The 11,067-nt window shown below is 43.5% G+C and carries 17 protein-coding genes; 12 read left to right on the top strand and 5 right to left on the bottom strand.

Annotated elements, in window-relative coordinates:
• A partial coding sequence (locus KDK16_RS07175; RefSeq protein WP_257275347.1) for a hypothetical protein occupies positions 1-339 on the bottom strand: 339 nt, incomplete at its 3' end.
• Positions 340-424: 85 nt separating this feature from the next.
• Here KDK16_RS07175 and moaD point away from each other — a divergent pair.
• The 5 genes from moaD to modC are packed head-to-tail and all read left to right on the top strand — an operon-like array spanning position 425 to position 3,621.
• Positions 425-670, top strand: coding sequence for a molybdopterin converting factor subunit 1 (gene moaD, locus KDK16_RS07170; protein WP_257275346.1), 246 nt, complete (start codon positions 425-427; stop codon positions 668-670).
• Between the two features lie 2 nt (positions 671-672).
• Positions 673-1,128 carry a molybdopterin synthase catalytic subunit MoaE gene (moaE, locus tag KDK16_RS07165; RefSeq protein ID WP_257275345.1) on the top strand — a complete coding sequence of 152 codons (456 nt, stop codon included), beginning with the start codon at positions 673-675 and terminating at the stop codon, positions 1,126-1,128.
• Complete coding sequence (gene modA, locus KDK16_RS07160; RefSeq protein ID WP_257275344.1) at positions 1,125-1,874, top strand: molybdate ABC transporter substrate-binding protein; 750 nt, start codon at positions 1,125-1,127, stop codon at positions 1,872-1,874. The genes moaE and modA overlap by 4 nt, the downstream gene beginning before the upstream one ends.
• Entirely contained in the window at positions 1,874-2,548 is a 675-nt protein-coding gene (gene modB, locus KDK16_RS07155; RefSeq protein ID WP_257254208.1) for a molybdate ABC transporter permease subunit, read from the top strand. Before modA ends, modB begins: the two co-directional genes overlap by 1 nt.
• A complete protein-coding gene (gene modC / locus KDK16_RS07150) occupies positions 2,548-3,621 on the top strand; it encodes a molybdenum ABC transporter ATP-binding protein (RefSeq protein WP_257275343.1) in 1,074 nt (357 codons plus the stop codon). Before modB ends, modC begins: the two co-directional genes overlap by 1 nt.
• A 55-nt stretch (positions 3,622-3,676) precedes the next feature.
• Here the strand turns inward: modC and KDK16_RS07145 are convergent, their stop codons facing one another.
• The 3 genes from KDK16_RS07145 to KDK16_RS07135 form a co-directional block, all read right to left on the bottom strand.
• Positions 3,677-3,985 (bottom strand): type II toxin-antitoxin system RelE/ParE family toxin, encoded by a 309-nt coding sequence (locus KDK16_RS07145; protein ID WP_257254218.1) that lies wholly within the window; start codon positions 3,983-3,985, stop codon positions 3,677-3,679.
• 1 nt (position 3,986) lies between these two features.
• A complete protein-coding gene (locus tag KDK16_RS07140; protein ID WP_257254209.1) occupies positions 3,987-4,226 on the bottom strand; it encodes a type II toxin-antitoxin system ParD family antitoxin in 240 nt (79 codons plus the stop codon).
• Between the two features lie 123 nt (positions 4,227-4,349).
• On the bottom strand, positions 4,350-4,634 hold the full coding sequence (locus tag KDK16_RS07135) for a hypothetical protein (protein WP_257275342.1): 285 nt from the start codon (positions 4,632-4,634) through the stop codon (positions 4,350-4,352).
• Between KDK16_RS07135 and KDK16_RS07130 the strand changes: the two genes are divergently transcribed.
• On the top strand, positions 4,622-5,059 hold the full coding sequence (locus KDK16_RS07130; RefSeq protein WP_257275341.1) for a DUF29 domain-containing protein: 438 nt from the start codon (positions 4,622-4,624) through the stop codon (positions 5,057-5,059). The genes KDK16_RS07135 and KDK16_RS07130 overlap by 13 nt on opposite strands.
• 71 nt (positions 5,060-5,130) lie before the next feature.
• On the opposite strand, the gene KDK16_RS07125 is transcribed toward KDK16_RS07130, so the two are convergent.
• A complete protein-coding gene (locus KDK16_RS07125) occupies positions 5,131-5,499 on the bottom strand; it encodes a hypothetical protein (protein ID WP_257275340.1) in 369 nt (122 codons plus the stop codon).
• 565 nt (positions 5,500-6,064) lie between these two features.
• Here KDK16_RS07125 and KDK16_RS07115 point away from each other — a divergent pair.
• The 6 genes from KDK16_RS07115 to KDK16_RS07090 all read left to right on the top strand — a co-directional run bounded on the left by KDK16_RS07115 (position 6,065) and on the right by KDK16_RS07090 (position 10,850).
• Positions 6,065-6,472, top strand: coding sequence for a pilin (locus KDK16_RS07115; RefSeq protein WP_306670761.1), 408 nt, complete (start codon positions 6,065-6,067; stop codon positions 6,470-6,472).
• A 48-nt stretch (positions 6,473-6,520) separates the two neighbouring features.
• Entirely contained in the window at positions 6,521-8,269 is a 1,749-nt protein-coding gene (locus KDK16_RS07110) for a PglL family O-oligosaccharyltransferase (RefSeq protein ID WP_257275339.1), read from the top strand.
• Positions 8,270-9,375: 1,106 nt separating this feature from the next.
• The gene (locus tag KDK16_RS07105) at positions 9,376-9,636 is read left to right on the top strand and encodes an AbrB/MazE/SpoVT family DNA-binding domain-containing protein (RefSeq protein WP_257254688.1); all 261 of its coding nucleotides are present in this window, start codon (positions 9,376-9,378) and stop codon (positions 9,634-9,636) included.
• A complete protein-coding gene (locus KDK16_RS07100; protein ID WP_257254689.1) occupies positions 9,636-9,965 on the top strand; it encodes a type II toxin-antitoxin system PemK/MazF family toxin in 330 nt (109 codons plus the stop codon). The genes KDK16_RS07105 and KDK16_RS07100 overlap by 1 nt, the downstream gene beginning before the upstream one ends.
• Before the next feature lie 334 nt (positions 9,966-10,299).
• On the top strand, positions 10,300-10,572 hold the full coding sequence (locus KDK16_RS07095) for a CopG family ribbon-helix-helix protein (protein ID WP_257254690.1): 273 nt from the start codon (positions 10,300-10,302) through the stop codon (positions 10,570-10,572).
• Positions 10,560-10,850 carry a type II toxin-antitoxin system RelE/ParE family toxin gene (locus KDK16_RS07090; RefSeq protein ID WP_257254691.1) on the top strand — a complete coding sequence of 97 codons (291 nt, stop codon included), beginning with the start codon at positions 10,560-10,562 and terminating at the stop codon, positions 10,848-10,850. The genes KDK16_RS07095 and KDK16_RS07090 overlap by 13 nt, the downstream gene beginning before the upstream one ends.
• Positions 10,851-11,067 lie beyond the last annotated feature (217 nt).

Genomic DNA, 11,067 nt, shown 5'->3' with positions numbered 1-11,067 from the left:
CTGATCCATACGTTCGGTGAATTTTGAGTCCATCTGATCCATACGTTCGGTGAATCTGGCATCCATCTCATCAAAGCGTTTGTCGGTCCGCATAAAACCGGCATGAGTTGCGGCAGTTAATGCGTTGACGTGATCCTTAACGGATTCCACATCATTTTTAACATCAGCAATGTCGTTTATAACGTCTGCGACATCGAGCTTTAACCCGGTTATATCATTCTGATTGGTCAGGGCGATATTTTTGATTTCTGCACAGACCTTTGCGAGGCTATGCACGTCGGCGTCGAGATTTTTATGTTGCACTTCCAGTATGTCGAGTCTGGCTTCAATAGATGACATAAATAAATACTGCCTTGGTGTAGTAGAAACATTATTGAGTCGAACTCTCAAAATAGCAGACTTTTTCCAGAGGAGAGTGAATCCGGTGATTAAGGTTCTTTTTTTTGCCAGCTACCGCGAAAAGCTGGGTATAGACAGGCTGGAGCTGACTGAGATGCCAACGAATCTTTCTGCACTTCGTGACCTGCTCTGCGAAAAAGGGCAGGATTGGCAGGAAGTCGTTAAAGACCCACGTACCCTGGTGGCTTTGAACCAGACTATGACCCGCAAGAATTTTGAAATAAAAGAAGGCGACGAAATTGCCTTCTTTCCTCCGGTCACCGGAGGGTGATCATGATCTCAATACAGAAGGATGATTTTGATCCGGGTTTTGAACAGGATCAGCTCAGCAACAATACCGGTACCGGGGCTTTGGTGACCTTCACTGGATTGGTGAGGGATGAAAACCTCGGGGACGACGTGGGAGGACTGTATCTGGAACATTATCCGGGTATGACAGAGAAGTCACTCAGGGACATTATTGATGAAGCCGCCGAACGCTGGCCACTGCAAGCCATCAGGGTGATTCACCGGGTCGGGCAGCTTCAGCCGGGTGACAGAATTGTTTTTGTTGGTGTGGCCAGTGCTCACCGCAAAGCGGCGTTTGAGATCTGTGAGTTTGTCATGGACTACCTGAAAACCCGTGCGCCTTTCTGGAAGAAGGAAACCACTCCTGAAGGTGATCGCTGGGTGGATGCCCGTGAGTCTGATGAAGAGGCGGCAAAGCGCTGGGGGCAGACATCGTTGTGACGTATTGGCTGGGTATTCTGACACTGTTGTTTAGCATAAGTGCAACCGCTGCTAATCTTCGAGTGGCGGTGTCTGCTAACTTTAAACCCGTTTTAGAACATCTGGCTGAACAGTTTAAGCGTCAGACCGGACACAAGTTGACTGTCTCTTCAGCATCGACTGGCGTGCTGTACCATCAGATTATGCGTGGTGCTCCCTTTGATCTTTTTTTCTCAGCCGATCAAGCCAGACCCCTGAAGCTGGAAAACAATGGCAAGGCGCTTTCTGAAAGTCGAAAAACATACGCCTATGGACGTTTGGTTCTTTGGGATCGAACAAAGGATAAAGAGCCATCTTCAATTGAGCAGCTCAAAGACTGGCATGGTAAGTTGGCTATTGCTAACCCTGCAACCGCTCCCTTCGGTCTGGCTGCCAGGCAGTCTCTGGAAAAGTCAGGTTTATGGGAGAGTTATCAGGGGCGGCTGGTGCAGGGAGCCAACATTCAGCAGGCATGGCAGTTTGTGGCCAGCGGTAATGTTGACATGGGGCTGGTTGCCTTATCCCAGCTTTCAGAAAAAGAGCTGAAGCGAATCAGCTATGTGCCAAAAACGCTCTATGAACCGATTCGTCAGGATATGGTGATACTGAAAAGTACAGAGCACAAAAAGATAGCTCAGGCGTTTTCGGCGTTTGTGTTGTCTGCCTCGTCCCAGAAATATATTGCTGAGCATGGCTATTTTCCTGCCATCCGGGATAAGACGAAATAATGCTGACCACGGCCATCTGGCTGACCATGAAACTGGCTGTGCTGACAACACTGCTGTTGATGCTGGTGGGAATACCCCTGGCCTGGAAACTGGCCAATATGAGAAGCCGCTTTCGGCCATTAATAGAAGCTATTGTCGGTTTGCCACTGGTGCTACCGCCCACGGTACTCGGTTTTTATCTGTTAATTGCCTTCTCGCCAGACAATACCTTGGGCCAATGGTGGGTTGATTTAACGGGGTCAACACTGGCATTCAGTTTTTCAGGGCTGGTGGTGGCTTCTGTGCTGTATTCATTGCCATTTGTCGTGCAACCTCTGCAAAGAGCGTTTGAGCAGTTGGATCATGGTCTTCTTGAAGCAGCCTCCATGCTCGGGGCCAGTCGGATTGACCGGTTTATCAATATTGTTTTGCCAAATTCTCTCAGAGCACTCTTGTTGGCTGCCTGTATGGGCTTTGCTCATACGGTGGGTGAATTTGGTGTGGTGCTGATGATTGGCGGCAACATTCCCGGAGAAACTCAGGTGTTGTCCATTGCTTTATACGACGCGGTGGAAACACAACAGCTGGGCCAGGCACATGCTATGGCAGCGGGCCTGCTAATGTTTGCGCTTGTGATGCTGGTAGTTTTGTACAGTATTGATAAAAGACAAGTGTCGGAAGTGAGTAACCGTTGATGTTGAAACTGGATATTCAACTGCCTCGGGATCGGTTCGATCTTGCCATCCATACCGCTCTGGAGCTGGATGCAGTCTGGGGTATTATGGGTGCGTCGGGCTGCGGCAAAACCTCTCTGCTCAGGGCCATTGCCGGACTGGAAAAACCGGTTCAGGGTCGGATACAGTTTGATGATCAGGTCTGGATGGACAGCAAACAGGGTGTCTTTGTTCCCCCTGAACGACGCAGGATAGGTTATATCTTTCAGGAGGCGCGTTTATTTCCACACTTGAGTGTTCTGGGTAACCTTCAGTTTTCCATGAAACGTGCAAGCTCCGGTCGCCGGGGATTAACCTTTGTTGAAGTCGTGGATCAATCGGGTGTTGGCCACTTGCTGAATCGTGGGATTGAAACACTGTCCGGCGGAGAAAAACAGCGTGTAGCCATTGCCCGCACTTTGTTGAATGCACCAAAATTGCTGTTAATGGATGAGCCTCTGGCTTCTCTGGATTGGGATTCCAAGGCGACGATATTGCCTTGTTTAAGAAATATTCATCGAGCTTTTAACATACCGATTATTATGGTCAGTCATTCAAGAGAAGAAGTGGCCCGTCTGGCTGACAGGGTTTTGTTACTGCATCAGGGATCTGTGACCGGAAAAGATCAGAGCCAGACGTTGCTCAACAGTGCACTGGCCGTTGATGATCGGCATGAGCCTCTGTTATCCGTGCTGGAAGCAGAAGTGGTTGATCATGATAAAGACTATGGGCTGACCGTTCTGAGTGTCGAAGGTCATCCGCTGCAGGTGCACGAGGCTGGATTGGCCTTGGGGTCAAAAGTACGAATGATTGTCCCTGCCCATGAAGTGAGTATTGTGCTGGATGATTTTTGCGACACCAGTGTTTTGAATCGTTTACCGGTGGTGATTGATTCAATACAAACCAGAGACGACTGGCATCAGTTAATTACGTTATGTCTCGGTGAGCAGACTTTAATGGCTCTGGTGACACGAAAGTCGGTGGATCGGTTGTCGCTGAAAATTGGGATGAAGGTGTTTGCTCATTTTAAGGCTTCGGGGTTGGAGGTGGTTTGAGGTTTTGACGCACCAAATTCAGAACGAATGACTATAACAGCTGCTTTTATTGTTCTCAGTGAGTCGACTCTATCTGTAAATTAACGTCCATACTTTTGCGAAGGATTCTAACGATTGAAACTCCACCCTTCTGTTGAATTCTGTAATAAATAATATGACTGCCTTGGGGAAATTTCCTGTAATCCGTTCGAACATGATTGCATGGGCTGTCAGAGTCAGGATGTTTAGCTAATGTATGGAAGCTTTCATCCAATTTTTGCAGATAAAGATTTCGTTGAGCTTTCCCCCATTGTCTAAAGGTATATCGAGCGATGCTTAGCAAATCACTCTTGGCTTTTTTGGTTAATACAAACGCTGGCTTCATGTCAATTGAGCTCATTGTCCAACTCATCAATTATTGAGTCCAGATTGTAGTCTGCATTTCCACTCTCTTCGCCTTCTATCAGCAACTGTCGCAGCGTTTCCAGTTTTGTTTCGCGGTTTTCAAGCAGCCTGAGAGCAGCCCTGATCACCTCACTGGCAGAGCCATAACGACCGCTATTGACCTGGCTGGAGATAAAACCATCGAAGTGATCTCCAAGAGTAATGCTGGTGTTTTTTGCCATCTTGCTGGCTCCTGTACCAATATATACCTGATTATGGTATCAAATAGTCTGGTGTCAAGTTCCTTCAATGAATCGTTCTGGCTTATGTGACTGTTCTCAACTCCCAATGTTCGGGTCAGGGCACTATGGCATGTGAAAGTAATAATTGATCAGAAAGACACTAACAATCGTGGTTATCAGACCTCCAAAAGTAATCCAGAACTGTCGGCTCAGTATGGCCAGCTCACTGCGAATCTCAGCTCTCATTTCTTTCATTTCAGCCCGGATGTCCTTATTATCCCGGATGTCCTTATTATCCATTTTAAAGCTTCGGGGTTGGAGCTGGTGTGAGGTTAAGCCAGCTCCGGATTCAGAAAGAATGACTATAATGGCTACTTTGGCAGGAGGGATATCTGATGGGCGAGCCACTTTACGACTCTGACTTTTACGGATGGGTCAATCAGCAGCTTGATTTGCTCAGATCCGGGAATTTGGATGAGGCCGATATCAAGAATATTGCATTGGAAATTGAAGCTATGGGAAAAAACCTGCATCGAGAGCTGGTCAGTCGTTTGAAGGTTCTCTTGATGCATCTGCTGAAGTGGCAGTATCAACCCGGTCTGCAATCCAATAGCTGGCGGTATACGATAGTAGGTCAACGAGAAGAGCTCTCGGATCATATTAAGGACAACCCCAGCCTTAAACCCAGAATCCCGGCAGCTATGAAAAGAGCCTACCGGTATGCGTTGATTGAGGCGACTAAAGAGACAGGGTTGCCTCTTGAAACGTTTCCTTCGACTTGTCCCTGGACTTACGACCAAGCTATGAGTGCTGATTTTTGGCCAGCAGACTGACCATGAAAGCCTTCCTTTGAATCTGATTTGTGGGGGGAGATGTTCGGCAACCAGCATTTCAGTGACTTCGATCAGTCGTCCCATGATGAATCTGGTAATGGGTCGTTAGAACGAGCCATTCTGACATCTTCAGCAAAACTCTCTGCGTCATCTCCCGGTTTTGGTTGGTAGTCAGCCTTAAGTTTATTTCGACCGGCATGCATTTCTTTTCGTAGAGTTAGAATGTCAGCCTGAAGTTTGTTATGACCGGCATGCATTGCTTCCCGTAATGTGGCAATACTACGTTCTGTATCCAGCTTGACTTGCAGGATGCTTTTCCGTAGCACCAGAATATCTTCTTTTGTAGCCAGGTTTTGAGGGAGCTTTCTACTGACGAACTCCAAGGCTATATCTTCGTCCATTCCCATTCGTTTGAGTTCTTTAAACAGGGCATTTTGCACAGGTGGGCTCCTTGTTGGTCTTGAACAGATAGTGGGAGGAAATATAGTTGAAATGTTTCTCTTTTCCAGAATCTCCTGTGGCTCAGGCTCTGTCCTGCAAAATCGCGTAATTCTACTAAGCAACTAAACGACAGAGATCGCTCTTTATGTCAAGCTAAAAAAGTTGACCAAAGCAACACAAATACGCCAAAAAAAGGTTGCTTTTTTTACCGTGAAATATATCGTAATGGGCTAAGGAATTACCCTTATCTGTGTGCTGTCTCTGCAGTGGGATAAGGTTGGTGCACCGCTTTTACACAGGGTCTCAGGACAGAAGGTTTTGCATCAAAACGCTCTTAGCGAGCAGTCAGGAAGACATTACAACCATGAGTGGTTATTTTTTCATCGTATTCTGACCATCGAACCAATGGACTGGATGAAAGGGTATTTATGGAAGCGTCACTGTCGGGCACAGTGGGTAGGCAGAGTAGGTCATAGCGATCAGGTGTCGTTTTTGGTCAATGCTCAGGCTCGGTGGTGGCAGAATCGAATAATAAAAATGTGTGTCCTCAAGGGGCTAAGAATAATGAAAAAACAACAAAGTGGTTTTACGCTGATTGAATTGATGATCGTTGTGGCGATTATTGGGATTTTGGCGGCTGTGGCTATTCCGCAGTATCAAGCATATACAGCTAAATCTAAATTTAATGCTGCCCTTGCAGAGTTAACTCCATATAAGACATCAGCAGAGATTGGTATTAACGAAGGCACAGCATTAGCTTCTCTTAGTATGACTCAGCTTGGTGCTCCTGCAAGCGGTAGCGCAAACTGTATTTTCGGTGGTAATGCAAGTTCAGGTTTAGAGTGTACAATTCAAAATGCGCCACCTGCCGTTGATGGAAAAAAAATTACTTTGTCTAGAAACTCAAATGGTGTTTGGTCCTGTTCAGCAGACTCTGGTATTGATACATCTTTGACTTCCTCCTGTAAATAAAGATGGATGGATAAGGTCTACAATTGTAGGCCTTATCCAGTATGAGTAATGATGTTTAAAGAATATAGTTTTAATTCAGCAGCATTAGTATCAATATTTTTCCTATCATTTATTCCATTTTTATCATTTTGGAACTTCGCTCCTGCTCCAAATTTAATATTTAATCTTATTTCTATTGCCTTTGCTTTATTAGCTATATTGTTTACTGCTTTTAAAGTTTCTGATAATTTTTATTATCCTCCTCATTTGACGACATTGGTAGTGTTTGTCTTTCTTTTGCTTTTTCTTAATGGTTCTAATTTTTATCCTCCAATTGCATTGATTATAACTATAGTCATTGCACTGCTTTTTTCATTTTTAGTTTCTTTTTTGAATGTTGAAAGGATGATTAATGCGCTAGCTTTTGGCTTGTTACTAGGAGGAGGGGCGCAATGTATAATTGGATTTCTTCAAATATCAAGCCTTGCAGCTGAATATGATTTGCCTTTCATGATTTATGCTACAAATGGTTCAACACCACTCATAGGCAATATAGGACAAAGGAATAATCTGGCAAACTATTTGGCGCTGGTACTTCTTTCCACATGTTGGTTGACAGTAAAAAGAAATTTGAATCAAGGGTTAGGGTTGAGTTTTATTGTCTTTTTTTCTTTATTTTTAGCCTGGTCTTCTTCGCGTACAGTTTTTTTGTATATCGTAGGGCTTTTTATTCTGGTCTGGCTTGTCTACTTTAGGTCAGATCGAGAGAAAGAAATTAAAGAAATGGCATTGTTGGTAACTCTTGGTGCCTGTTTGATTATTTTTTTTCAACTCTACATCAATGAGATAAATAATCTTGTAACATGTCTTGGATTGCCTATTGACCAAGGTAGCGCTTTAGACAGAATCTCTGCTGGTGGCTTTGGACAGAAAAGACTAATAGAGTGGCAGAAAGCCTTGTACGTTTTTTCTGAACATCCCTGGTTTGGTGTAGGACTGGGAGGTTTTGCCGCTGAGTCCATAAGATTAGAGCCTATTTTGGGTGATGGTGTACCTGCAAATACGCTATTTGCACATAGCCACAACTTTATTATGCAGCTAATGGCTGAAACTGGTTTGGTAGGAACTGTACTGGTAATTATTGCGATTTTTTGGGCGTTTCTACCCTGGTTTAAAAGAAAAAACCTTGGCACTAATGCTATATGGGTTCTTGGCTGTGCAATGATAATATTGACCCACAGTATGCTTGAATACCCTCTTTGGTATGCAGGGTTTTTGTTTATCTTTGCCATTTTGGTTGGAATGTCTCCGATAAAAAAATATAAGATTTCATTAAATCCAGCTGTTATAAAAGCAACTATATTATCGTTTGCTTTAGTGGTCGGATGGCAGTCTTATATAAGTCTTGATTACTACCTGAAGTGGATGAAATGGGTTTATCCATCAGGGAATACTGAAATAGATAAAAAGAGAATGGCAGTGCTGATACAGCACAGATTGAATCCGATCTGGTCATTTGAGGCAGATATGATTCTGAGTAATTATATAGATCTAATACCAGAACAGTTGGACTTGAAACTGGCTATTCTTGAGAGACAGGCTGAATATCGTCCATTTCCAGAAACTATAGTCAAGTTGGCTATTCTGAGAGCCTATTCCGGTGATACTGAGAATGCCAAACTGGCACTAGAACAAGCTATCCTATATTACCCCAATGTCATTAAGAGGTTATCTCCAATAATTGAAAATGCAAAAGGTAAGGAAAACGATCCTTTGAGGGATCTGTTATCTAGAAGAAATCGGACACCCAACAAATAATCTAGGACACCCACATTTATATGTGGGTTTCAAAATAAATATGAGAACTTAGAGAATAAACTGGGATACCCACATTTATCAATAATATTGGACACCCACATTTTATATGTGGGTTTCTTAAAATTAATAGGACACCCACACTTATATATGGGTGTCCTTGAATCCCCTTGAATCCCCGACCTTGAATCTGCGAAAGAAAAACCACCGGCTTGCACCTTTCTTGCCAACCATTATACTTTGCCTGAACTAATCCAATAAAAAAGGGACACCCACAAAATTCACGCTCCAGATACCAACACATAATAATAATCTGGGACACCCACATTTATATCTGGGACACCCACATTTATATCTGGGACACCCACATTTATATGTGGGTTTCCCCATTAAAGAAATTAGGACACCCACAAAATTCTCGCTCTAGATACCAACACATAATCTGTCACACACAGAAACCACCTGATCAGTTAAAACATTAACCTCCTTTAACAAAAATTAAGATACCAATTTGAGCATTGGGACGAGGCGAACTAGCCCGCTTTTCACTCTGAGAGCAGCCTTACCTTTCAGGGGCGATTCATAATGTGTCTATGCAGTATTTACAGGCTTGCAGATAGTATTAATAGTGCTACTACTCCCGTATGGCTAACATCACTGAAATTCTCATTCAGATGAGAAGTAATCCCAAAGTTGTGAGATTCAGAGACTTTTGTAAGGCAGGTGTTACAGGCGATCGATCGCATAGAGGTTGATAAAAATGGATAGGAAAATTGATAGATATACATACAGAAAGAAATTAGGACATCCACAAAAATAAATAGGACACCCACACTTTTAAAAAAGGGATAGAATAATCTGGGACACCCACACTTTTATGTAGGTGTCCTTGACTCCATCTGGATTAAAAAATAGATAGGACACCCACACTTTTAAAATAAAAAAAATAAAAAAGGGACATCCATAATTTAAAAAAGGAAAAAAAATAATCTGGGACACCCACACTTTATGTAGGTGTCCTTGACTCCATCCTTGAATCCCTTGCTGTTTGTTGACACCCATGTTGTTACTATCTAGTATCTACACAAGTAGATACGAAAAGGTCTTATATGGAAACTGAAATCAAACGGTGGGGTAATAGCGCAGCAGTGCGGTTACCTGCTAAAGTTCTCGCCAAGGCTGGTCTGGAAGTGGATAGCAGTATCACGATTGAAGCACTTGATGGCGAGATTGTTATCAAACCTTCCAGCTCCCAGAGGGAGTACACAATGGACGAATTGTTATCAGCCAGTCCTGCCAGTGCCTTCATCTTGAATGACGAAGAACGTGAATGGCTCAATGATGCGCCAAAGGGAGAGGAGCTTCTGTAATGGCGTATATTCCCGAGCGTGGTGATGTGATCTGGGTTGATTTTGATCCAACGCGAGGAGTGGAAATACAGAAGACTCGGCCTGCACTGGTTTTATCTCCAAAAGTATTCAACCAGAAAACAAAACTGGTACTGGTTGCACCTATCACCTCTACTGTTCGTGGCCATGCCTTTGAAGTTTCAATAGCTGGCAATCAAATTTCTGGGGTTGTTGTGTGCCAGCAGGTTCGGACGGTAGATTACAAGGCAAGGTACATAAAAAAGGTGGAAAGGGCTTCAAAATCGGTAGTTGAAGAGGCTCTGGCAAAAGTCAGAACTATTGTAACCTAAATAGGAAAAAAAGAGACACCCATAAAATTTGATTCATTCTGTGGGTGTACTATCTCTCGGGGGTGTGATCTCTCGGTGCTCCGGTGTTTTTCAAGATAATTGTTTCTCGATTTTCACCGTTTTTGAGAAGCATTCGGGTTTGGCTGAAAGTTTGATAAATAACGGGCTTCAGGCTCTCAAAAACCATTCTCAATGTTGAAGCTGTAAGGGTTTTGAAGTATCTGACGTGTAAGCAATTTTTCTGGCCGGATACTAAAACGAGGGTTTTCTTTACTTTTGGGTCTTATGGTATAGTATTAATGGGTATTACCTTTTAATACCAAGGGAGAAACAAATGGTAACCTCGGTAAAGCTTGATGAAGACCTGAAAAGAAGAGTTAAGAATTTGGCGGAGGCCAGACACCGATCAGCACATTGGATAATGTGTGAAGCTATTCGTCGTTATGTAACATGTGAAGAGAAAAAAGAGGCTTTCAAACAGGACGCCCTTAATGCTTGGAACAGCTATCAAGAGAATGGTATGCACCTAACGCTTGAAGAAGCGGATGCATGGTTAGAAAAGCTTGAGGCGGGTGAAAATGGGGAGATTCCTAAGTGTCACGACTGATATGGTCACCTTCCGCTCTTAGAGATGTTCAACGATTACACCAATTTTTGGCACAGAAAGATGGAAATTCAGCCAGTCGTGCGATTAAAGCAATTCGCTCAGGCATTAAGGTTTTAGCCTGTCAACCTGAGATTGGTCGTCCTGTTGATGGTATGGAGCCAGAGTTTAGAGAGTGGCTAATTGATTTCGGTAACAGTGGTTATGTTGCTTTATATCGAATAGAGAATGGTCTTGCTACGGTGCTTGCAGTACGACACCAGAAAGAGGCTGGTTATTGACCGAAGAATTAAAAAAACACCCATAAAATTTCTGACAAAAAAACCACCTGGTAGGATCAAGCTTGCATTCGTAGGAATGACCCTGAACTCGATAAAGCAAGGGAAAATGAGTAAACAGGTTTTTGAAAGACACAGAATGTCATCTAGCCAAAGTTATACTGTAAGAGTCTGACGTATGAGACTGAAAAAATGAATCAGCCAGATTGGAATAAACGAC

It is taken from the genome of Endozoicomonas sp. SESOKO4, from assembly GCF_024606275.1.
The sequence above is the reverse complement of the archived record's forward strand: the minus strand, read 5'-3'. Positions and strand labels throughout refer to the sequence as shown.